Genomic DNA, 22,243 nt, shown 5'->3' with positions numbered 1-22,243 from the left:
CAGGGGCGGGGTTCGGGCGGCGGAGAGGGGCCGTCCCCGGCCAGGCGTTCGCGAAGCTCGGCCTTGCGCACCTTGCCGGTGAGGGTGGTGGGCAGGGCCGCGACGACCGCCAGGCGCTCGGGGAGGAACCGGGCCTCCTGGCCCGCCCCGAGCAGGTGCGCGTGGACCTCGCCGAGGGTGGGCACGTCCCCGCCGCGGGGGACGACCGCCGCCGTGACCGGCCCGGCGCCCCCGTCCGCGGGGCCCACCAGGGCGGCCTGGGCCACCCGCGGGTGCCGGGCCAGGAGCGCTTCGATCTCGGCCACCGGGGCCGGGACGCCGTCGCGCACGATGGCGTCCCGGGCCCGGCCCAGAACGCGGATGCCGCCGCGGCCGTCCTCGCGGGCCAGGTCGCCGGTGTCGAACCAGCCGTCCGCGCCGATCTCGGCGACGAACTCCTCCTGCCTGCCGTGGTAGCCGAGCGCCCGCGAGGCCCCGCGCACCCGCAGCCGCCCCACCGGGGCCCTGCGGCCGGGGTCCTGGCACCGGTCGACGCGGATCTCCACGGCGTCGATCGGCCGCCCGTGGCTGTGCGCCGACCAGTCCTGGTCGTAGTCCAGCCGGCTGATGGTGATGGGGCCGAACTCCGACATCCCCCACACCGAGTAGGTGGACGTCCCGAACGCGGCGCGCAGCTCGTCCACCAGCCCCTGGAGCACGGGGGCGGCGCCGGTGACCGTGTACCGCAGGGCGGACACGTCGCGCGGTTCGGCCCGCTGCGCGGCGGCGATCCCCGACAGGGTGGGCGGGGGCCCGTACAGCAGCGTGGCGCGGTACCGCTCGACCAGGTCCAGCAGCCCGGCGTGGTCCCGCTCCTCCTGGAAGAGGACCGTGCCGCCGAGCATCACCCCGGCCAGGACGCCCTGGCCGAACCCGGAGTAGTGCACCAGCGGGGTGGTCACCGCGGCGACGAGGTCGTCGCGGAGCAGGAAGGCGTCCGTGTACCCGCGGACGCCCGCGTGCACCGTGTTCTGGCTGTGCACCACGCCCTTGGAGAAGCCGGTCGTCCCGGAGGTGAACAGGATGACGAACGGCTCGTCGGGGGTGAGCGCCAGGTCCGCGGGAAGGCCCGGGCGCCGCTCCTCCCAGCGCGCGTCGACGAAGTGCTCGTGGAAGCCGACCGCCCCCGCCGGGACGGGGCCGTCGACCACCACCACGTGCTCGGCGTCGGCCGGCGGGCCCTGGTCCGGCTCCGGAACGGTGATGTACACCCGGGCCCCGGTGATGTCGAGCCGGTGGCGCAGTTCCTCCCCGCCGCAGGAGGGCGCGATGGGGCAGATGACGGCGCCGACCGCCGCGGTGGCGAACAGCAGCGGCACGATCTCCCACCTGTCGGGCAGCCGGACGGCGACGACGTCGCCCCGCCGCACGCCCAGTTCCAGGAGGGCCCCGGCGAACCGGTCGGTCAGCCGCTCCAGGTCCGCGTAGGTGAGGACGTCGGTGCGGGCCGGGCCGCCGCGGCGGCCCGCCACGGCGGTCCGGCGCGGGCGCTCGCGGGCCTGGCGGCGCAGGTCGTCCAGGAAGGTGGTGTTCCGCCACCACCCGCGCCGCCGGTACTCCGCCGCCCGCTCCGGGCTCACCGCCGCGTCCGGCACCGCCGTCGCGTCCGGCACCGCCGTGTTCGGGGACGCCGCCGTATCCGGGTCCGTCGTGCGGTCCGGGGCCGCCGCCGTGTTCGGGGACGCCGCTCGGTCTGGGACCGCCGTCGCGCCCGAGACCGTCGCCGTGCCCGGGTCCGTCCCGTGCTCCGGGGTCACCGTCGCGTCCGGGACCGTCGCCGTGTTCGGAGCCGTCGTGCGGTCCGGGGCCGCCGTGTCGGGGCCGGGCTCGGTCACCGAGGTCATCGGAGCTCCCCCCGGCGGGCTGCCAGCAGCTCGGGAAGGGGGTCGCCCGACCGCGCGGCCGCGATATCGAGCAGGTCCCGGGTGTTGTGCCGCACACGGTCCCCGACCCAGTCGAACACCCACGCCTTGCGGGCCTGCGCCTCCAGGTCGAAGGGCACGCGCCGGGTGACCGCCAGGGCGGCGGAGGCCGCACCGCCGATGTTGGCGATCACCCCCGGCACCAGGAGGGCGCCCGAGGCGGCCACCTTCTCCCGCGCCTCGTCGCTGGAGCTGATGTTGCCGCCCTCCACGACCAGCCCGGCCCGCAGGCGGTGCGCGTTCTCGGCGTTGAGCGCGTGCTTCTGCGCCGCCAGCACCAGCAGGTCGGCGTCCACGTCGAGCCAGGCGTCCGGCCCGTCGGACACGGAGACGTCCAGCGGCAGGCGTGAGCGGTCGATCCGCCCGAACCCGTCGGTGACGTCCACGAGGTCGGCCACAGGGAGCCGTTCCGCGCTGATCGTCCCCTGGATGTCGGCCACACCCACGATGACGTGCCCGCGCTCCTCCAGGAACCCGGCGACGGCGCGGCCCACCGCCCCGAAGCCCTGGATCACGACCCGAGCCGGTCCGCTGTGCCGGGCCTCCCAGGCCGTGACGGCGGCCACGCCGACCCCGTGCCCGGTGCAGTCGATCAGCGGCTCGTAGTAGGTGCGCCAGTCGATGGGCATGTCGGGGACGCCCGGCCGGTGGCGCGGGTCGTACCCGGCCTCGGCGAAGAAGACGGCCCGGTCGGCGGGGGTGACCCCCATGTCGATGCCGAGGTGGATGCCGCCGTGCAGCAGGGGCTTCACCGTTCGGCCGAAGGTGCGGAAGGTCTCCTCCCGGTCGCCGCCGGCGGCCACGATCCCGGCCTTGGCGCCGCCGATGCGCAGCCCGGCGAGCGTGAACTTGTGGGTCATGTCGCGGGCCAGGCCGCGCACCTCCTCCTCGGTGACACCCGCGGTCATGCGGGTGCCGCCCATGGCCAGGCCGTCGACGAGGGAGTCGACGACGACCCAGCCCTTGAGGGGGCCGCCGCTGCCGTTGAGGTGGGTGACGAACGCGGGTTCGGGGTTGTCCAGATCGGTCATGTCCAGTCCTCGGGTGGTAGGGGGCGGGTTCTGTCGGCCCGGCGCGGCGGCCTCACCGGTACAGCTGCGCGAAGCCCCGCAGGATCTCCAGGCCGTCGCGGCGGAACTCCAGGTGCGCCTGCGCACCGAAGATCCGCCCGTCGTCGGAGCGCAGGAACTCCACGGGCGCGTGCTCGGAGCGGCCGATGGAGCGGAAGCCCTCCGGCGCCTTGCGGACGTAGAGGGTGTGGCGCTGGAAGACCGTCACCGTCCGGTCCACGTACCGGAAGATCGGTTCCTCCGTGTCGACCTGGGCCTCGTGGCCGCCGACCCGCTGCGGCCCCTCCTCCAGGAGGCCGCCCGCGGCGACCGCGAGGGTCTGCATGCCGCCGCAGATGCCGAACACCGGGACGTCGGAGCCCCTGACGAGGTCGACGAGCGGTTTGTAGTAGTCCTGGTCATAGGCCCGGACCTTGGTGCCGCTCAGGACGATCGCCTGGTAGCGGCCGTTGAGCCGCCGCGGCACGGAGGCCGCGTCGACCGTCTCCGTGTCCGAGCCGAGCGACTCGAACCGCCGGCGGAGCTGCTTGAGGGAGAGGGTTCCGTTGTTGACGACGAGTACTCGGGGGCGCACCACGGCAAGGGCTCCTCAGGTTCGGGTGATCACGGTGCCGGTCCGGCCGGAGAGCAGGTCCGGGACGGGGGCGCTGCCGATGACGACCCGCTCCACGCTCCGGTCCAGGGCCTCGCCGGCCGCCCGGAGCTTCTTGCGCATGCCGCCGGTGGCGCCCCGGTCGCGGAACTCGGCCGCGGCCCGCGCCGTGATCCGGTGCACCGGCTCCCCGTCGATCAGCAGGTGGGTGACGTCGGTGACCAGGATCAGGTCGGCGGCGCCCACCGCGCCCGCGAGGGCGGCCGCCGCCCGGTCCGCGTCGGTGTTGACCTCCCGGCCCGCGCCGTCGCGGGCCAGGGGGGTGACCAGGTGGACGTGGCCCGGGCGCAGGTCCTTGAGCGGGGCGGGGTCCACGCCGGTGATCGGGCCGACCAGGTTCTCCAGCTCGACGAGCTGCCGGTCCCGCCACCACCAGCGCTCCCCGGGGCCCGCGCTGACCAGGCCGTCGCTGCCCAGGTGCCGCTCCGCGGAGATCCCGTGCCGGTGGAGGCGGTCCAGGACCTCCTCGCCCAGCCGGGCGCTGACGGTCTTGATGTCCTCGATGACCTCGGGTGTGGTCCAGCGGCTCTGGTTGCCGTAGCGGTCGCGCAGGATCGCCGACGGCTCGCCGTACCGCGGGCGCAGCCGCCGGAGCGGCTTGGACCAGCCGTGGACCAGGACCAGCGGGTGCTCCCGGCCGTAGGCAGCCAGGGACTCCCACCAGGCGTCGTCGAAGTCCTCGATGCCGCTGCCGCCCAGCTTCACCACGGTCGGTGCGGTGTGCGCGCTCACGCCGGCACCATGGGCTGCATCGACAGCCCCGTCTCCTCCGGGAGCGAATAGCGCAGGTTGAGCGCCTGGACGGCCTGCCCGGCCGCGCCCTTGACGAGGTTGTCGAGGGCGGCCAGGACGACGATGCGCCCCCCGTTCGGGTCGTGCAGGGCCGTCACGTCGCAGTAGTTGGAGCCGAGGGTGGCCTGCGGGTCGGGGACCGGGATGAGAGTCTCGGTGTGGCGGCGCACCCGCACGAAGGGGTGCCCGCGGTAGAAGCGCAGGTACGTCCGCTGGAGGGCGGAGCCGTCCACCTCGTCGTCGGTGAAGACGTAGGCGCTGGCGAGCAGCCCGCGCACGTGCGACACCCCGTAGGCCGACATGGTCAGCGAACCGACCGAGCCGGGACGGCCGCGTTCCAGGAAGTCGCCGACCTCCGCGGCGTGCCGGTGCCCGGTCGGCGCGTAGGGCGCGATCGCGCCGTTGCGGAAGGGGTGCAGGTCCGGGACGCGCAGCTGGAGGCCGCCGCCGCTGGACCCGCTCTTGCCGTCCACCACCACGGTCCTCAGGTTCAGGCCCAGGCCCAGCACCAGCGGGGCGAGACCCAGGGTGATGGCGGTGGCGTAGCAGCCGGGGACCGAGATCAGCGGGGCGCCGACCAGCTGGTCGCCCACGAGTTCGGGCACCCCGTAGACGAAGCGCTCGGCCAGCCCGGACCGCCGGTCGACCTTGGGGTACCAGCGTTCGTGCAGGTCGGGGGTGCGGATGCGGAAGGCGCCGCTCAGGTCGACCACGCACTCGACACGGTCGGCCAGCTCCTCGGCGAGCCGGGCCGACACCGGGGCGGGGGTGGCCAGGAACACCGCGTCGCAGCGTTCGGCGATGGTGTCGGCCACGACCGGCTCCACCGTCAGACCCAGGTCGAGACGGAGCCCGGGGTGCAGGTGGACCGGGCGCCGCCCGACGCTGGAGTCGCCGCCCAGGTAGGTGAGTTCGAGCTCGGGGTGCTGGAGGACGAGTTTGATCAGTTCGCCGCCGGCCAGCCCGGAGGCGCCGACGATCCCCACCCGGGTCATCCCAGGACCTCCTGCACGTACCGCAGCACGGAGGACGCGATGTCGGCCTCCGTGGTCGCGTCCACCCCGCGCCAGGCCGGGGCGTGGTTGACCTCGTTGACCAGGTGGCCGTCGGGGGTCCGGAAGAGGTCGACCCCGTAGATCCCGGGGCCGAGCAGGTCCACGACCCCGTCCACGAGCTTGCGGACCTCCGGGTCCTGGCCCAGCGCCCGGCTCCGGTTGCCCAGGGCCGCGTTGCTGCGCCAGTCGGCCCCCGCGCTCTCGAACTCGGCGGCGGCGGCGATCTCCCGGCCGATGACGAGGCAGCGGACGGACCCGCCGCCCAGGTACTCCTCCGCCAGGCACGCCTGCTCGAAGGCGTGGCCCAGGTCCTCGACGTAGTCGTAGAGGGAGTGCGCCAGGTCGGGGTCGCGGACCAGCGCCACGCGCTTGCCCATGCCGCCGTGGACCGGCTTGAGCACCAGGGGCGCGCCCAGTTCCTCCAGGGCCCGCCCGTAGTCCTTGCGGGACAGGACCAGGCGGAAGTCCGGGACGGGGATCTCGGCGGCGCGCAGGACCGCGCGCAGCGCCAGCTTGTTCTCGCAGGTGTGGATGGCCGAGGCCGTGTTGAGGACCCGGGCGCCGTCGGCCTCGGCGAGGGTGGCGGCCAGCCCGCCGCGGGTGTAGCTGCGGCTGCGGATGAGGAGAAGGTCGTGGTCCCGGACGGCCGGGGCGTCCGGGCGGCCCAGCCCCAGGGACTCGTCGTTGACCCACTCCGCGTCGATCCCGGCGGCGGGGGCGGCCTCGATCAGCCGGCGCTCCTCCCAGCCCAGGCGGTCCGCGACGATGGCGATTCGGTGTTTCATTTCCTACTGTCCCCAATCGCGGAGCTGGACCTCGACCATTTCGAGGTCGAGCCGCCCGCCGTCGATGTCCTCGACACGGAGCGTGAGCATGCATTCGGGGCAGGAAAGGGTTTCTCCCCGGACGATCGGCGGAACGGTCAGATCCGTTTCGCATTCGGGGCAGGTGCCGGTGAGGGTGGCGGGCATGGGAGAACTCCGTACTCTGGGTCTTTTGACGTGGGAATATGTTTTCCGGGAAGGGCTCTCAGGCGTCTTGAAAGCTCAGGCGGCCTGGAAATCGACGGCGGCCTTGCGGATCGCGTCCCGGTCCAGCAGCGGGCGGCCCTCCCGCTCCTGCCGGTCGGCCAGCCAGGAGGTGAAGGAGGCGGTGTCCACGGAGACACCGGAGTCGGCGAGCGCCCACTTCACGAGTGCGGGGGTCAGGCGGGTGCGCACGTTCAGCCGGCGCGTGTTCCCCACCAGCTCGGCGGGGAGCGTCTCGTAGGCCGCCGGGTTGTTCAACTGCCCGGGGAGCTCGTAGGCGAAGGCGTGCGGGGTGGTCGGCCCCGACTGGAAGGCCTCGCCCAGGCCCGCGCCCCGGAGCGCGACGCGCGACAGCTCGGTCAGGTGCGAGAGGTCGAACCGGGTGTCGTTGTGGACGACCCGCAGGGCGGTGAGGAGTTCGGCCAGGGGCGCGTTGCCGCCGCGCTCGCCGATGCCCCCGACCGTCGCCGAGATCCAGCGCGCCCCCGCGCGCAGGGCCGCCAGGGAGTTCGCGACGGCCATGCCCAGCATGTTGTGGGAGTGGATCTCGATCTCCGCGCCGTCGATCGCGGTGATGCCGGCGACCACCTCCTCCATCTGCCAGGGCGACAGGTAGGCGACGGTCTCGGCCAGCCGGAACCGGTCCGCCCCGGCGGCGAAGCCCGCCGCGACGTAGGGGACGAGCCGCTCCCGGGGGGTGCGCGCGCCGTCCTCGCCGCTGAAGGTGACGTGGAAGCCGCGGTCCTTGGCCTGGGAGATCGCCGACCGGGCGAGGGCCTCCAGGAACTTGGCGCTGGGGGAGCCGAGCTTGAGCGCGGCGTGCTGCTCCGAGGTGGGGATGGAGTACATGATGTGGCGCACGCCCAGGCGCTCGGCCTCGTCCAGCGCGGTGGCGACCTGCTTGCGGTCCCGCACGACCACGAGCGTCATGCTGCGCTCGGGGCCCACCGCCTCGTGGGTGGCGAGGATGAGGTCGGCGTCCTTGGAGTCCGGGCCCGACACCATGCCCACCTCGACGAGGTCGACGCCGGTCCGCACGAGCAGGTCGGCGATGACCGCGGCGTCGGCGGGACCGAACTCGACGCCCGCCATGTGCGCGGAGTCCCTCAGGGTCGCGTCCGACAGGTGCGGCGGTGCCGGTTCGGAGAATTCACCGGGAAATGTTTCCATGGTGTTCACGCTCCTTTCTGGCTTTTTTCGGATGGTGGCGAGAAGCGGTTCCGGGTACCGAATCCGGTGTCCGCCGTGCCGAGGAACATGGTTGTCGGTGCGCGGCCGGACGGGCAATGCCCGCCGTGTCAAATCCATGAAAAGTAACTTCATGCGGTGTCAGGGAAATGCGGCTGCTCAAATTTTCGGGCAGGGTTGTGCGGTGCGCCCCTCAGGGGCCGGTGTCCGGCGGCGGCGGTCGGATACTTTGCTCGGGTCCGTTCCCGGGAGCGGGGTGGAATCGGGTGATCGCGATTCCCTCCCGGCCCGGGAGCCGTCACCCTTCCCCGCGTCGGCCGGTGCGCCCCGAGCACCGGACCGGAACCCGCGGAGGAGGAGGGAGGAGATCCGATGACGCTTCTGGACGCCCCCGTCGACACCGCTGCCGGCACAGGTACGGATATCGGCACAGGTATCGATATCGGCACAGGTACGGGCACCGGCACCGGCACGGTCGGTGCGGAACCGCTGCTGGCCGAGGGGGCCCGACGACTCGCCGACCGGGTGGCGCGGCCGAGCGCCGCCCCGCGCGACCGCGACCGCGTGTGGGACCCCGAACTCTTCGCGGAACTGGCCGGCGGCGGCCCCGGGCCGGGGCTGGCCGGGCCGCTCGTACCGCTCGCCCGGGGCGGCGGGGGCCTGTCCGCCGCACAGACCTGCGCCCTGCTCGAAGGCCTGGGAGAAGGCTCCCGGGACCCGGGCCTGGCCCTGGCCGTGGTGGTGCACGCCGTTCTCGCCACCGTCCCAATCCGGGCCTTCGGCACCGATGTAGTCAAACTTGACTACCTGCCCCGGATGGCGTCGGGGGAGTGGGTGGGCGGCCTGTCCCTGCGGCAGACCCAGGGCGCGGCCCAGACGCCCACTGTCACCGCCCGGCCGGTCCCCGGCGGCTGGCTGCTCCGGGGGGAACTGGACCTGGTCGCGGGCGCCCCGGTGGCCCACCACCTCCTGGTCGTCGCCGCGCTCGACGGCGGCGGCCGCACGGCGTTCGTCGTGGACCGGGAGGCGGACGGGCTGGACGTGGGGGAGGGCGCGCCGACCGCCATGCGCACCTGCCCGTGGGGGCGGGTCGTCCTCGACGACTGCTTCGCCCCCGACAGCGCGGTCCTGGGCACGGTCGGCGGCGCCGCGGACGAGGTGGAGCCGCTGCTGGCGGCGCTGGACTGGACCTTCACCAGCGCCCCGTGGATCGGCGTCATGCGCGCCCTCGCCCGGGAGGCCGTCGGCACCGCCCGCGAACGCCGGCTCTTCGGCCGGCCCCTGGCACACGACCAGACCGTCCGGTTCACCCTGGCCGACCTGTCCATCCGCGTCGAACTCGCCTCGGAGGTGGTGCGCCGGGCGGCCGCCGGGTTCGACGCCGCCGACCGGCCCTCCCTCCGGGACGCCGCGTCCGCCCGCCTGTTCGCGGCCTCCGCCGCCCGGGACATCGCCGAACGCGCGGCGCACCTGTCCGGCCCGCTCGCCCCCGGCGGCGACGACCTGGCCGGGCGCGCCCACCGCGACGCACTGTTCTTCTCCGCGACCGGGGGCGGCACCGAGGTGCTCAGACCCGTGATCGCGTCCTTCCTCCTGGAACTGGGGTGAACATGACGACCGGAACCGAAACGATCCGCCCGCCGCACGACACGGTGTGGGACTTCCCCGGCATCGCGGCCCGGGCCGCCCGCACCGACGAGGAGGGGAGGATGCCGCCGCAGAACTGGACGGAGATCGTCGAGAGCGGATACCTGCGGCTGTTCCACCCCGAGGAGGTCGGCGGCACCGGCGCGAGCGCCGCCACCCAGGCCGCGGCGCTGGAGGCGCTGGCCCGGGCCTGCCCGGGCACCTACTGGACGGCGACCGTGTCGGCGCTGCTGTGCGCCAAGCTGGTCTTCACCTACGGGGACACCGAACGGCACGGGGACCTGATCCGCTCCCTGGTGGAGGGGCGCAGGCTGGCCGCGTTCGCGGTGGTCGAGACGACGGCCGGCAGCGACGCCTCCACGTTCCGGACCACGGTGCGCCCGGCCGACGCGCCCGGGGGCGGGTTCTACATCAGCGGGGAGAAGTCGCGCATCTCCAACGCGCCCGTCGCAGACGTGGCCGTGACCCTGGCCCGGCGGGAGAAGCCGCCGGGGGACGACGGGCCCGACTGGTGCCTGGCCTTCGTGGACCTGCGCCAGCCCGGCGTCCGCCGCTACGACATCCCGCACATGGGGCTGCGGGGGATGCCCTGGGGCGGCATCGTCTTCACCGACGCGCACGTCGCCGCGGCCGACGTCGTCCCGGTGCCCTTCGGGGAACTGGCCGAGGGGATGGCCTGGGGGTGGCTGAAGACCTCGTTCTCGGCCATCGCCATCGCCGAGTCGGCGCTGGCCGCGTCGGTGCGGCACGCCAAGGAACGGGTCTCGTTCGGCCGTCCGCTGGCGCACATGGAGGGGGTGCAGGCCCAGCTCGCAGAGTCCCGCGCCCAGATCGACGCGGCCCGGCTGCTCGCCCGCCGGGCCCTGCACGAGCGCGTCGCGGGACGCTCGGCCCGGGACCTGATCGCCAAGCTCAAGATCTACGCGACGGAGATGGCGGTCGGGGTGGTGGTGCGCGCCGTCCAGATCCACGGGGCGGCCGGTGTGACCAGGGGGCACGAGGTGGAGCGCCTGTACCGGGACGCCGAGATGAACGTCATCGGCGGGTTCACCTCCAACCGGCTGCGCGAGCAGGTCGCAGAGTCGACGGGCCTGGGCCCGGCGGTCTACGCGGAGTTCGACTGGGTGGCGCCCGCGGGCCTCGGCCGCGACCCCTCCGGCCTCGACGGCCCCTGACCCCCGCCGCCCGAGCCGCCCCCGGCGGCCTCCGGGGCGGCTCCGGCCGGGGCTTATGGGCGCCGGGCGGGGCCGCCGGGGGCGCGGCCGGAGCGGTCGGCGAGGACGCCCGCCAGCACCACCACGGCGAGGCCGACCAGCGGGACCACCATCAGGCCCGTGCGCAGGGAGGTGGCGTCGGCGATCGCGCCGACCACCGGCGGCGAGCACAGGAACCCCACGCGCATCAGCCAGCTCACCAGCGCCAGCCCCGTTCCCGGCTTCAGCCCGCGCAGCTCGTCCGCCGCGTGCATGGCCGACGGGATGAGCGTGGCCACGCCGAACCCCGCGGCCGCGAAACCGAGGATGGTCCCCGGGACGCTCGGGAAGAGCAGCGCCGTCCCCAGCCCCAGCGCGGCGATCGCACCGCCCGCGCGGGCCACCGCGCGCTGGCCGAAGCGGTCGGTCAGCCCGTCGCCCGCCAGGCGGCCGATGAACTGTGCCCCCACCAGGGCGATGTAGCCGAACGCCGCCAGCGACACCGTCGCCCCCAGGTGGCCGGACAGGTACACCGCGCCCCAGGTGCTGCCCGCGTCCTCCACCATGATCCCCGCGATGGAGATGACGGCCAGGGCCGCCAGGATCGCGTACTTGGCCCATGTCGCACCGCCGGCGCCGCGTTCCGCTCCCGCGGATTCGTTATCCGTTTCGGTGGTCTCCTCGCGGTCCGGGCCCGGCAGCGTCCAGCGGTACGCGGTCAGCGCCATCGCCGAGAGCAGGACCGCGGCCGCCGCCAGGTGGAGGCCCGGGGACACCCCCAGCCCCGTGGCCGCGGCGCCCATGAGCCCGCCGGTCACCGCGCCCACACTCCACAGCGCGTGGAACGAGTTGAGCACCGACCGGCGGTACAGTCGCTGCACCCGCAGCCCGTGCGCGTTCTGGGCCACGTCCACGATCGCGTCGCACGCCCCCGCCAGGAACAGCGCCCCCGCCAGCAGCGCCCAGGTCGGGCCCACCGCCGCGCCGAGCATGCACAGCGCGGTCAGCACCGTTCCGAACACCGCGACCCGGGAGGACCGGAACCGGCGGATGACCGGCCCCGCCGCCATCCCCGCGACCAGCGCGCCCGCCGGGAACGCCGCGATGGCCAGCCCGTACTGGGCGTTGCCCAGTTCCAGCGCCGCCTTGATCTCGGGGTAGCGGGGGACGAGGTTGGCGTAGAGCGCGCCGTTGGTGAGGAACAGCAGCGACACCGCGGCGCGGGCGCGGCGGACGCTCGGGTCCAGGGGCGCGCGCCCGGCGGGTGCGGCGGGGGATTCCGGCGCGGTCATGGGGTCCTCCACGGGGAACAACAGAGGTGTACGACCGTACACCCGCTGCGTACGATCGTACACTCCCAGGTATCCGCAAGAATGGCCCCGTCCCCATCGGCGGCGGAGAGGAGCGAGGGTGGCGACCGGACGGGTGGACCCCGAACGCAGAGAACGCATCATCGCCGCCGCCACCGACCTCATCGCAGAGGAGGGCGTGGCCGGCACCTCCCACCGCAAAGTGGCCGCCCGCGCCGAGGTCCCGCTCGGCTCGATGACCTACCACTTCGCGGGCATGGACGAACTGCTGCGCGAAGTGTTCTCCCGCTTCGCCCAGGACCTCAGCCGCCGGTTCGAACACCGGCTCGTCCGGGCGCGCACCCTGGACGAGGCCCGCGAGGCCGTCACCGCCCTCGTCCACGACGAGATGATGACCTCCCCCCGCGAACTCGTCCTCACCCACGAGCTGTACACCCTGGCGGCCCGCCGCCCCGCCTACCGGGAACTCACCCGGGCGTGGATGCTGCGCAGCCGGCGCGCCCTGGAACTCCACTTCGACCCGCTGACCGCACGCCAGGTCGACGCGCTCATCGAAGGCCTGACCATCCACCGCGCCCTGGAACTGGAACCCCACGACCGCGCGCTGACCGCGGACGCCGTCGCCCGCATCACCACCGTTCCGGCGGGCGGTCCGGCCGCGGGCCCCGGGCCGGGCCCGGCGGCGGGCTGAGGGTGTCGTTCGCCCATCTTCGGCGGCCGCTCCGGTAGAGAACAAGGGGGACGTCCCAGGTGGGCGGCCTGCTCCTTCGGTCGGCGAGAGGAATCCATGGGCAACATCCCCGACGAGGTCGTCCCCGGTGTCTTCCGCCTCGGCGACGAGGTAGTGAACTTCTACCTGATGGACACCGACGAGGGCCTGGTCCTCGTCGACGCCGGACTGCCCACGCACAGCTCCGCCTTCCTCGACGCGGTGTCCCGGGTGGGCGGGCGGCTGAAGGCCGTGCTGCTCACCCACGGCCACCCCGACCACATCGGCCTGGCTGCCCGGGCCCTGGACCACCCCGGAACGACGGTGTGGGTGCACGAGGACGACGCGCCGCTGCTGGGCGGCGGCCCCGCGCAGGCGATGGTGCACGCCCCGCCCGAACGTTCGATGCTGCCCTACCTGCTGCGCCGCCCGCGGGCCGCCCGGCTGCTCGCCCACCTGGAGGGGTCGGGGGCGTTCAACGCGCCGCCCGTCCCGGTCCACTCGACGTTCGTCCACGGGCAGGTGCTGGAGGCGGTGCCCGGAAGCCCGCGGGTGGTGGGCGCACCCGGGCACACCCCGGGCAGCTCGATGTTCGCCTGGCCCGAGCGCGGGGTGGTGTTCACCGGGGACGCCCTGGTCACCTACGACCCCACGACCGGCCGCAAGGGGCCGACCACGATCAGCCGCATGTCCACGCACAAGGGCGACCACGCGCTGGCCTCCCTGGAACGGGTGGCGGAACTGGGGGAGGAGGCCGTGCTGCTGCCCGGCCACGGCGACCCCTTCACGGGCGGGCCGCGCGCGGCGGCCGAGCAGGCGATCGAACGCGGAATCGAGTAGGGGCGGGCCGCCCGGGGACCTCCGGGACCATGCGCGCCGCAGTGCCCCGCCACCTGAAGGACCGGCGGCAGGGGCTTGCCGAGGGCGCTCGTGGTGTCCGCGCCGCAGGGCGGCCATGCGGGGTCGGGGCGCCGACAGGAGGCCGCCGGTTCGGGGACAGTGGGATTTTGCTGCCGTGGCCGTGCCCGTGGTCATCCGGACGATGGTCGGATCGAGGGCTGCGGGGTTGTGCGGCGGTGGCGATGTCCGGGGTCATCCGGGCGGCCGAGCAGGCGATCGAACGCGGAATCGAGTAGGGGCGGGCCGCCCGGGGACCTCGGAGATCATCCGCGCCGCAGTGCCCCGCCACCTGAAGGACCGGCGGCAGGGGCTTGCCGAGGGCGCTCGTGATGTCCGTGCCGTGGGGCGGCCATTCGGGGTCGGGGTGCCGACAGGAGGCCACCGGTTCGGGGCGGTGGGGGTGTGGCCGTGGCCGTGTCCATCTGGACGGCGGCCGGACCGAGGGTTACGGGGTCTCTGGGGGCGTGTCCGGGGTGTGGGGTGGCCGCGTATGGCATGGGGCGGTCAGGGATCACGGATCGGGGCGAACCGTAGGGGGTTCACGGCTGTCTACTCGGAGTGGACAAGATGCGCGCGATCTATTGACTTTCGATAGATATCTATCGACAATCGATATATGAACAGCTACATCACCCTGGTCCTGCGAGCCGGTGTCGCGATGGCGATCCTCGTCGGCCTCTTCGGGCAGATCGTCGTCATCCCGACCGCCGCCGCCGACGAGGTCGAACGCTTCCCTCCCTACGCCCCCTACGAACTCCCCTACGTCGTCCTGGCCATCCTCGGCGTCGCCTGCGTGCAGGTCGCCCTGATCGCCGTGTGGGCGCTGCTCGCGATGGTCGAGCGCGACGCGATCTTCACCCGCCGGGCCTTCCGCTGGGTGGACGTCATCATCGGCGCCACCCTCACGGCGTCCCTGCTCACCGCCGGGGTCACCGTGCACCTGCTGGTCGACGAGGACATCCCCTCGCCCGCCGACGGCATGGAACTGATCGGCGCGCTGGGCGCAGCCTTCGTCACCACCGCCGGGGGTATCGCCTTCGCCCTGTTGCTCGTCCTCATGCGCGGGCTGCTGCGCAAGGCGACCGAGCTCCAGTCGGAGATGTCCGAGGTCGTCTGAACCGGATGATCGATCCGGTCGGCTGATTCGATGCGCCGAAGTGGATGGGTCATCCGGTCAAGAGCTTCGGTGCGGTGAAACGGATAGGTGATCCAGTTGGGTGGCTTGGTCGAGCGCTTCGGCCGGTCGAAGCGGATGGTCGATCCGCTCGTCGATCCGGTTCGCGCAGGCTCCGGGCCCCGCTCCCGCCCTCGGCCGCGCCACGACCGACCCCGCCCTCACGAGCACGGCTCAGGCCAGGTCGTTGGCGGTGAGCCAGTCCCGCGCCACCAGCGTCGGGTTCTCCCGCTGGGAGATGATCCGGCCCATCATCTCCCGGATGTCGTCGGTGTTCAGCCGCGCCGACACCGCGTCCAGGGTCGCCCGCGCCTCCTCGTCCACCGCCTGTTCCCGGATCAGCGGCAGGATGTTCTCCGCCAGGAACAACCCCCGGTCGTCCTCCAGCATCACCAGGTCCCGCTCGCCGATGGCCGGGTCCGTGGTGAACAGGTCGACCACGTCCACCTGCCCGTTGGTCACCGCGTTCAGCGACAGCGGACCGCCCGCGTCCAGCGCCACGAAGCTCGCGAACTCCAGCCCGTACACCTCGCGCAGCCCCACGATGCCGTTGTGCCGGGTCTTCCACTCCGGCGGCCCGCCCAGGGTCATCTCGCCCGCCAGCGGCACCAGGTCGGACACCGTCTCCAGCCCGTGTTCCCGGGCGGTGTCCCCGGTGACGACCAGCACGTCCTTGCTCTGCGCCTCCGACGCCTCCAGCACGGCCAGCCCCTCGGGCAGCCGCACCTCCAGTTCCGCCAGCACCTCCGCGTCGGCGGTCACCCCGGTCTCGGGGTGCACGTACTGCAACAGCGCCCCGCTGTACTCGGGGATGAGGTCGATGGACCCGTCGATCAGCCCGGGCACGTACGCCTCCCGGCTGGCGATGTTGAACCGCTCCTCCACCTCGAAGCCCTCGGCGCGCAGCGCCTCGGCGTAGATGTTCGCGATGAGCAGGCTGTCCAGGAAGTTCGCGGAGCCGACCACGATCGTGCCCGAGCCGTCGCGGTCCACCCTCTCCCCGGCGGCCAGCGGGTCGGAGCCGAGCCCGCAGCCGGTGGCCGCGAGCAGGCCCAGGGCGGCGGCCAGCGCCGTGGCCGCGCGCAGCGTTCGTCGAGGGGTCATGGGAGTCTCCTGGGGGTTGCGGGGAGTGTTCACGACGCCCGCCCCGGGGCCGGGGCCGTCGCCTCGGCCTGCACGGCGGCCGGAACGGCGGCCGGTTCCTCGTCCGGGTCGGGGAGCCGGCGCAGGCGCCCGGTCAGGCCGGGGGAGACGAGCGCCCGCTCCAGCAGGAGCAGCAGCGCCTCCACGACGATGGCCAGCAGGGCGACCAGGATCGCCCCGGCGAGCATCTGCGTGTAGTCCAGCTGGGCCTGGCCGTCGATGATGTACCGGCCCAGCCCGCCCAGCGACACGTACGCGGCGACGGTCGCCGTGGACACCAGTTGCAGCGAGGCGCTGCGCACCCCGGAGATGACCAGCGGCAGGGCGCAGGGCAGCTCCACGGTCAGCAGCACCTGCCAGGGGCGCATCCCGATCCCGTGGGCGGCGGTGCGCACCTGCGGCGGCACCGCGACCACCCCGGCGTAGGCGTTGGTGAGGATGGGCGGGATCGCCAGCACCACGAGCACGATCAGGGCCGGGACCGTGAACGCCAGCTGCGACCCCACGTGCGGGGACACCAGCAGCACCGCCGCGATGAGCAGGCCCAGCGTGGGCAGCGCGCGCAGGGCGTTGGCCAGCCCGGCGACGACCACCGCGCCGCGGCCGGTGTGCCCGATGACCAGGCCCGCCGGGAGGGCGATCACCAGCGCCACCGCGGCGGCGATGACGCAGTACATCAGGTGGGTGAGGACCTGGCGGGGGATGCCGTCGGGGCCGACCCAGTGCGCGGGGTCCGCGAACCAGTCGAGGAGGTTCATGCCGTGGTCTCCGCTCTCTTCCAGGGGGTCAGCGCGCGGGCCGCGGCCAGGATGAGGCCGTCCAGCAGCCAGGCGAGCAGCAGGCACAGGACGATCCCGGCCGTGATCGGCACCAGGTAGCCGAGCTGGAAGCCCAGCGTGAACAGGGAGCCGAGCTGCGGGATGCCCAGCAGGGCGCCCAGCGACACCAGGCTCACGTTGGACACCGACGCGACGCGCAGCCCCGCGGCGATGACCGGCACGGCCACCGGGAGTTCGACCAGGAGCCAGCGCTGGACGGGCCGGTACCCCATGGCGTCCGCCGCCCGCACGGTCTCCTCGGGCACGGCGGCCAGGCCGTCGGCCACCACGCGCACCAGCAGGGCGACGGTGTAGACGGTCAGCGCGCACACGATGTTCACCGGGTCGAGCATCCGCGTCCCCAGTACCTGGGGGAGCAGGACGAACAGGGCCAGCGACGGCAGCGTGTAGAGCAGGGCGGACCCGGCGACCAGCGGCCGGTAGAGGAACCCGAAGTGGTGGGCGGCCCAGCCCAGCGGGAGCGCGACCGCCAGGCCGAGCAGCAGCGGGACGAGGGACAGCCACACGTGCGCCAGGAAGTACTCGGCCATGATCCCGGCGTTGTCGGAGAGCCAGCGCAGCGCGATCATGCGGTCTCCTCCGCGGGGGCGTCGGTCCGCCGGCCCGCGGCGGTCCCGCCGGGTTCCCGCGCGGCCGCCTCGGCGGGCCCTCCCGCCGCGGGGCCGGCCTGCTCCGCGGTCGCTCCGGCCGGGGCCACGGAGGCCCGCGCGGCCGCCTCGGCCCGTGCCGCGGTGATGGCCCTGACCACGTCCTCGGGGGTGACGGTGCCGGTCAGGGTTCCGGCGTCGTCGGTGACGGCGCCCCGGCCCGAGGGGGAGGAGAGCGCCGCGTCGAGGAGTTCGCGCAGGCCCCCCGACCCGCAGGCCGTCGTGCCGCCCAGCACCAGGTGCTCCCGCCGGACCGGGTCCGACCCGGCCGCGCCGGGACCGGTGGCCGTCACGTCGACCCAGCCCAGCGGCCGGTGCGCGTCCGACACCACCAGCGCCCACCCGTCGCGGGCCGCCCCGCGGGCCTCCTCCAGGGACGCGCCCAGCCGGACCGTGTTCTCCGGCCGCGCCTCCAGGGCCGCGGGCGCGGCGAAGTCCAACGCCCGGTACCCGCGGTCGCGGCCCACGAAGTCGGCGACGAAGTCGTCCACCGGCCGGGTGAGCAGCTCGTGCGGCGGCGCGAACTGGGCGAGCCTCCCGCCCACCCGCAGCACCGCGATCCGGTCCCCGAGGGTGACGGCCTCGGCGATGTCGTGGGTGACGAACAGGATGGTCTTGCCGATCTCCCGCTGCAGCGCCAGGAACTCCTCCTGGAGGCGGGCCCGCACCACCGGGTCGACCGCGCTGAACGGCTCGTCCATGAGCATCACCGGCGGGTCCGCCGCCAGCGCCCGGGCGACGCCGACCCGCTGCTGCTGGCCGCCGGAGAGCTGGGCGGGGTAGCGGTCGGCGTAGGAGAGGGGCAGGCCGACCAGCTCCAGGAGTTCCAGCGCCCGGCCCCGGGCCTTGCGGCGGTTCCAGCCGAGCAGGCGGGGGACGGAGGCGATGTTGTCCGCGACGGTCCGGTGCGGGAACAGGCCCGCGTTCTGGATGACGTAGCCGATGCCGCGCCGCAGTTCCGCGGTGTCGAGCCCGGCGGTGTCGCGGCCGTCCAGCAGCACGGTGCCCGAGCTGGGCTCGATGAGCCGGTTGACCATGCGCAGGGAGGTGGTCTTGCCGCAGCCGGAGGGGCCGACCAGCACCGTGGTCTTGCCGGTGGGCGCGGTCAGGTCGAGGCCGTCGACGGCGACGGTGCCGTCGGGGTAGGCCTTGGTGACCTGGTCGAATCGAATCATCGGGTGCTCCTGAGGGGGTTTGCCGGTGCGGGTCGGGGCCGGTGCGCGCGAAGGCGCGGGCGCCCCGGCGGGGTCACGACCCGCCTTCCTTCTCGTCGTCGGTGTCCTCGCCGTCCTTCTCATCGGCCTCGCCGTTGTCGGTGCCGTCGGCGTCCTGGACGGCGCCGAGCAGCCCCGACACGTGGTCGGCCTCGGCGGTCAGCAGCGCGCCGAGTTCGGCGATGCGCTCGTCGTCCAGGCGGAAGGCGGGGCCGACCACGCTGAGCGCGGCGACGATCCCCGCGGCCGAGCGGATCGGGGCGGCCAGCGCCATGACCTCGGGATCCACCACGGAGGCGACCGAGACGTACCCGCCCGGGGGGACCTCGCCGCGCAGGGCGAGGCCGACGGCCGAACCGTCCTGGGGGAAGCGGTGCCCCACCCAGCTGACGTGGCGGATGGTGCGGTTGCCCTCGGCCTGGGCGATGTAGAGGACACCCTGGTCGGCGGTGCCCACGCACAGGTAGCCGGACTCGCCGGTCTGGCGGGCCAGCTCGGCCAGGGAGGGCTGGGCCAGGGCGATGAGCGAGTCGTTGCCCAGGGCCTTGGCGCCGATGCCGATCAGCCGGTGGCCGGGGTTGAAGGCGCCGTCGTCGCCGCGGTCGACGAACCCGGTGGACTCCAGGGTGCGCAGCAGGCGCAGCGCCGTGCTGGGGGCGAGACCGGTGTCGCGGGCGCACTCGGTCAGGGACACGGGGCCGCGCTCGGCGACCACGGCGAGGAGCTCCAGTGCGCGTTCGACGGTGCGCGTCGACTCGGCCACGGGTGTTTCCCTTCGGTCCTGGTCCGTTCGAGGCCCGAACGAAACCCGGTGCATTTTCATCTGATGGAAGCCTTTTGCCATCTGGCAGCAGAATGACATACTCCAGTCGAGGAGGGAAGAGGCAGGTGTTCCCCACGTCACACGCGTACCGATGGAGGCGGGCATGTTGAGCCTGGACGGATCACCCCTGGACTGCGGGCGCATCGCCGACGCGGCACGGTCCGCCGAACCCGTCTCCTTGACCCCCGCCGCCCTGCGGCGCATCGCCGCCGCCCACCACGGCGCGGGCGAGGCGGCCGCCCGCGGACCGGTCTACGGGCGCAGCACCGGGGTGGGCGCCAACCGGACCGTCAGCGTGGACCCCTCCGGCGACGGCGACGGCGACGGCCACGGCCGCCGCCTGCTGCGCAGCCACGCCGCCGCCGCGGGACGCCCGCTCCCGGAGCCGGTGGTGCGCGCCATGCTCATCGTCCGGGTCAACCAGATCGCCGCCGGGGGCTCGGGGGTCTCGCCCGGCACCGCCCGCGCGCTGGTGCGCATGCTCGACGCCGGAGCCCTGCCCACCGTCCGCGAACACGGCACCGTCGGCACCGGCGACCTCGCCGCCCTGGCCGGTACCGCGCTGACCCTGCTCGGGGAGCGCCCGGCCGCCGCCCCCTGGACGCCGCCGCAGGACCTCCCCGACACCGACGCGCTGCCGCTGATCAGCAGCAGCGCCCTCACCCTGGCCCGCACCGCGCTCGCGGTCGCCGACCTGGAACCCCTGGTGCGCGCCGCGACGGTGATCACCGCGATGTCCGCGGCGGCCGTCGGCGCGAACACCGAGGCGTTCTCCCCCGAGGCCGCCCGCGCCTGCGCGTCCCCCGGCGCGGCCACGGTCGCCCGCCGGCTGCGCGACCTCCTGGGCCCGGCGCTGCCCGCACCCGCGCGGGTGCAGGACCCCTTCGGGTTCCGCACCGCACCCCAGGTGCAGGGCGTCCTGGTGGACGCGCTGGACGAGATCGCGGGGCTGGTCGGCGCCCTGTCCGCGGCCGCGCAGGAGAACCCGCTGATCATCGGGGCCGGGACCGGGCACACCCGGGCCGTGCACCACGGCGGGTTCCACATGGCGGCGCTCACCCTGCGCTCGGACGCCCTGCGCCTGGCCCTGGCCCAGACGGCGCCCGCCCTGCTGGGGCGGCTGCGCGCGCTGTCGGACCCGGCGGTCACCGGGCTGCCGGCGTTCCTGGCGACCGGACCGGCCGGGTCCTCAGGCACGATGATCCTGGAGTACACGGCCGGGTCGGCCTACGGCGCGCTGCGCGCGGCCGCCGTGCCGGCCTCCCTGGAGACCGTGGTGCTGTCCCGGGGGACGGAGGAGGACGCCAGCTTCGCCCCGCTGGCGGTGCAGCAGCTGGACGCGGCCATCACGGCGCTGCGCCCGCTGCTGGCCTGCGAGCTGCTGGTCGCGGCGCGCGCCCTGGCGTTGCGGGCCCCGGCCGGGCTCCCGGCGCCGCTGCGCCGGGCGTCCCTGATCCTGGAGGCGCGGGGAGCCCGCCCGGGCGATGCCGCCGACCGCGACCTGCAACGGGACCTGGACGCGGCCGAACGCTCCCTGGAACCCCTGGCGGACCTGCTGCCCCGGCCCGGCGCGACCGCCGGACCGGTGGCCCCGCTGAGCGGGGTCCCCGCCCCCGCGCCCGACCGGGCGGCGGATACCGCCGTCGGCTGCTGAGGGCCGGGCGGCGGCAGGGGTCCCGGTCGGTGTGTCCACCGGGCGGCGGACACCGCGGCCGGTCGCCGGGGTCCTGCCCGGTTCCCGGGACTCCGCCGGACGTCCGGCGGCATGGCGGGTTCCGGGACGCTGTCGAGGGTGCGGCGATCCCGGTCACCGGTCCTTTCCCGGCACGGTCTCCCGTTCCCGTTTCCGCCCGCGGCCGGGTGACCGGCCGTTGTGCCGCGGCTCCTGGTTGAGGTCGGCGGCGGCCCGCTCGTTGAGCACGGCGGCCGTCCGCACGGCGCCGTTGACCAGGCCCGCGTCGGCGAGCGCGCCCCTCTTCTCCTCGGGCCGCTCGGGCGGGCCGGGCAGCACCCCGGCCATGACGCGCATGGCCCACTGGACCAGCGAGGGGGACAGCCCCCGGGCGACGACCACCGCCCCCGCGAGCGGCGTGAGCACCAGGTGGGAGCGCCCCCGCGCGGACGCCTCCACGATCCGGCGGGCCGCCCGCCCGGCGTCCGTCGAGACCAGCGGTAGCCCGGCGCCCAGGGCGAACCACGTGTACTCGCGTTCGGCGTTGCCCGTGAACACGGCGGCCCGGTGCGAACCGGTGCGCATCAGCCCCGGCACCACGGTGGTCACCCGCACACCCCGGCGGGCGACCTCGGCGCCCAGCCCCTCCGACAGGGCGACCTCGGCGAACTTGGCGCAGGAGTACGGCAGCAGGTGCGGCACGCTCAGGCGGCCGCCGACGGACGTGATGTTCACCAGGTGGCCGCCGGTCTCGGCCAGCGGGCCCAGTGCCGCCCGGGAGACGCGCAGCGGAGCCCAGAACATCGTCTCCATCGCCTCGCGGAAGTGCTCCTCCGAGAGCACCTCGTGGGGTCCGACCTGGATGATCCCGGCGTTGTTGACCACGAAGTCCAGGTGCCCGAAGGCCGTTTCCGCCTCCCGGACCAGGCGCTCGGCCCCGTCGGGGTCGCGCACGTCGCAGCGGACGGCGCGCACCGGCACGCCCCGCCCCTCCAGGTCGGCCACGGCCCGGTCCAGTTCGCCGCCGTCCCTCGCGCAGATCACCACGGACGCGCCGCGCTCGCCGAACTCGCGGGCCAGCCGCAGGCCCAGACCGCGCGAACCGCCGGTGACCAGCGCGACCTTTCCGGCCAGCCGGGTGGTGTGCGGCCGCGGGGCCAGCGCCGCCGCGCCGACTCCCAGCGCGGCACCGGCCGCGGCCCAGGGGAGTGTCCCGCCCCGGGCCC

The 22,243-nt window shown here is 74.5% G+C and carries 21 protein-coding genes; 6 read left to right on the top strand and 15 right to left on the bottom strand.

The genetic code is table 11. The features are described 5' to 3' along the window. The 8 genes from ACJOT3_RS15915 to ACJOT3_RS15880 form a co-directional block, all read right to left on the bottom strand. On the bottom strand, positions 1–1,883 hold a 1,883-nt coding region (locus ACJOT3_RS15915; protein ID WP_406973456.1), incomplete at its 3' end, for an AMP-binding protein. Beyond that, a complete protein-coding gene (locus ACJOT3_RS15910; protein WP_406973454.1) occupies positions 1,880–2,992 on the bottom strand; it encodes a Glu/Leu/Phe/Val dehydrogenase dimerization domain-containing protein in 1,113 nt (370 codons plus the stop codon). The genes ACJOT3_RS15915 and ACJOT3_RS15910, both read right to left, overlap by 4 nt. A gap of 52 nt (positions 2,993–3,044) precedes the next feature. Beyond that, a complete protein-coding gene (locus tag ACJOT3_RS15905; RefSeq protein WP_406973452.1) occupies positions 3,045–3,608 on the bottom strand; it encodes a glutamine amidotransferase-related protein in 564 nt (187 codons plus the stop codon). A gap of 12 nt (positions 3,609–3,620) precedes the next feature. Further along, positions 3,621–4,415, bottom strand: coding sequence for an amino acid kinase family protein (locus ACJOT3_RS15900; RefSeq protein ID WP_406973450.1), 795 nt, complete (start codon positions 4,413–4,415; stop codon positions 3,621–3,623). Then, positions 4,412–5,470, bottom strand: a complete 1,059-nt coding sequence (argC, locus tag ACJOT3_RS15895) for an N-acetyl-gamma-glutamyl-phosphate reductase (RefSeq protein ID WP_406973448.1) — start codon at positions 5,468–5,470, stop codon at positions 4,412–4,414. The genes ACJOT3_RS15900 and argC overlap by 4 nt, the downstream gene beginning before the upstream one ends. After that, complete coding sequence (locus ACJOT3_RS15890; RefSeq protein WP_406973446.1) at positions 5,467–6,315, bottom strand: ATP-grasp domain-containing protein; 849 nt, start codon at positions 6,313–6,315, stop codon at positions 5,467–5,469. The genes argC and ACJOT3_RS15890 overlap by 4 nt, the downstream gene beginning before the upstream one ends. Positions 6,316–6,318: 3 nt before the next feature. Beyond that, positions 6,319–6,501 carry a hypothetical protein gene (locus ACJOT3_RS15885; protein ID WP_406973444.1) on the bottom strand — a complete coding sequence of 61 codons (183 nt, stop codon included), beginning with the start codon at positions 6,499–6,501 and terminating at the stop codon, positions 6,319–6,321. A gap of 75 nt (positions 6,502–6,576) precedes the next feature. Continuing rightward, positions 6,577–7,728 (bottom strand): hydroxymethylglutaryl-CoA lyase-like TIM-barrel protein, encoded by a 1,152-nt coding sequence (locus ACJOT3_RS15880; protein WP_406973442.1) that lies wholly within the window; start codon positions 7,726–7,728, stop codon positions 6,577–6,579. Positions 7,729–8,118: 390 nt separating this feature from the next. Here ACJOT3_RS15880 and ACJOT3_RS15875 point away from each other — a divergent pair, with 390 nt between their 5' ends. Together ACJOT3_RS15875 and ACJOT3_RS15870 are read left to right on the top strand one after the other, a co-directional pair. Beyond that, on the top strand, positions 8,119–9,354 hold the full coding sequence (locus tag ACJOT3_RS15875) for an acyl-CoA dehydrogenase family protein (protein WP_406973440.1): 1,236 nt from the start codon (positions 8,119–8,121) through the stop codon (positions 9,352–9,354). 2 nt (positions 9,355–9,356) lie between these two features. Next, a complete protein-coding gene (locus ACJOT3_RS15870) occupies positions 9,357–10,568 on the top strand; it encodes an acyl-CoA dehydrogenase family protein (protein ID WP_406973438.1) in 1,212 nt (403 codons plus the stop codon). 53 nt (positions 10,569–10,621) lie between these two features. Here ACJOT3_RS15870 and ACJOT3_RS15865 read toward each other — a convergent pair whose 3' ends face one another. Then, the gene (locus tag ACJOT3_RS15865) at positions 10,622–11,878 is read right to left on the bottom strand and encodes an MFS transporter (protein WP_406973436.1); all 1,257 of its coding nucleotides are present in this window, start codon (positions 11,876–11,878) and stop codon (positions 10,622–10,624) included. Between the two features lie 118 nt (positions 11,879–11,996). Here ACJOT3_RS15865 and ACJOT3_RS15860 point away from each other — a divergent pair, with 118 nt between their 5' ends. The 3 genes from ACJOT3_RS15860 to ACJOT3_RS15850 all read left to right on the top strand — a co-directional run bounded on the left by ACJOT3_RS15860 (position 11,997) and on the right by ACJOT3_RS15850 (position 14,622). Next, complete coding sequence (locus ACJOT3_RS15860) at positions 11,997–12,587, top strand: TetR/AcrR family transcriptional regulator (protein ID WP_406973434.1); 591 nt, start codon at positions 11,997–11,999, stop codon at positions 12,585–12,587. Positions 12,588–12,683: 96 nt separating this feature from the next. Further along, positions 12,684–13,445 (top strand): MBL fold metallo-hydrolase, encoded by a 762-nt coding sequence (locus tag ACJOT3_RS15855; protein ID WP_406973432.1) that lies wholly within the window; start codon positions 12,684–12,686, stop codon positions 13,443–13,445. A 676-nt stretch (positions 13,446–14,121) separates the two neighbouring features. Continuing rightward, positions 14,122–14,622 carry a DUF2975 domain-containing protein gene (locus ACJOT3_RS15850; RefSeq protein WP_406973430.1) on the top strand — a complete coding sequence of 167 codons (501 nt, stop codon included), beginning with the start codon at positions 14,122–14,124 and terminating at the stop codon, positions 14,620–14,622. A 231-nt stretch (positions 14,623–14,853) separates the two neighbouring features. Here the strand turns inward: ACJOT3_RS15850 and ACJOT3_RS15845 are convergent, their stop codons facing one another. The 5 genes from ACJOT3_RS15845 to ACJOT3_RS15825 form a co-directional block, all read right to left on the bottom strand. Beyond that, a complete protein-coding gene (locus ACJOT3_RS15845; protein WP_406973428.1) occupies positions 14,854–15,783 on the bottom strand; it encodes an ABC transporter substrate-binding protein in 930 nt (309 codons plus the stop codon). Between the two features lie 29 nt (positions 15,784–15,812). Continuing rightward, positions 15,813–16,580: an ABC transporter permease gene (locus tag ACJOT3_RS15840; RefSeq protein WP_406973426.1), complete on the bottom strand. Its 768-nt coding sequence runs from the start codon at positions 16,578–16,580 to the stop codon at positions 15,813–15,815. After that, positions 16,577–17,230, bottom strand: a complete 654-nt coding sequence (locus ACJOT3_RS15835; RefSeq protein WP_406973424.1) for an ABC transporter permease — start codon at positions 17,228–17,230, stop codon at positions 16,577–16,579. Before ACJOT3_RS15835 ends, ACJOT3_RS15840 begins: the two co-directional genes overlap by 4 nt. Beyond that, positions 17,227–18,483 carry an ABC transporter ATP-binding protein gene (locus ACJOT3_RS15830; protein WP_406973422.1) on the bottom strand — a complete coding sequence of 419 codons (1,257 nt, stop codon included), beginning with the start codon at positions 18,481–18,483 and terminating at the stop codon, positions 17,227–17,229. Before ACJOT3_RS15830 ends, ACJOT3_RS15835 begins: the two co-directional genes overlap by 4 nt. A gap of 73 nt (positions 18,484–18,556) precedes the next feature. Further along, complete coding sequence (locus ACJOT3_RS15825) at positions 18,557–19,285, bottom strand: IclR family transcriptional regulator (RefSeq protein ID WP_406973420.1); 729 nt, start codon at positions 19,283–19,285, stop codon at positions 18,557–18,559. A gap of 163 nt (positions 19,286–19,448) precedes the next feature. Here ACJOT3_RS15825 and ACJOT3_RS15820 point away from each other — a divergent pair, with 163 nt between their 5' ends. Continuing rightward, positions 19,449–20,999: an aromatic amino acid lyase gene (locus ACJOT3_RS15820; RefSeq protein WP_406973418.1), complete on the top strand. Its 1,551-nt coding sequence runs from the start codon at positions 19,449–19,451 to the stop codon at positions 20,997–20,999. 153 nt (positions 21,000–21,152) lie between these two features. Here the strand turns inward: ACJOT3_RS15820 and ACJOT3_RS15815 are convergent. Further along, a partial coding sequence (locus ACJOT3_RS15815; RefSeq protein WP_406973416.1) for an SDR family NAD(P)-dependent oxidoreductase occupies positions 21,153–22,243 on the bottom strand: 1,091 nt, incomplete at its 5' end.

Source organism: Nocardiopsis protaetiae, assembly GCF_045446735.1.
GTDB lineage: Bacteria > Actinomycetota > Actinomycetes > Streptosporangiales > Streptosporangiaceae > Nocardiopsis > Nocardiopsis protaetiae.
This window is presented reverse-complemented; position numbering and strand designations above follow the sequence as displayed.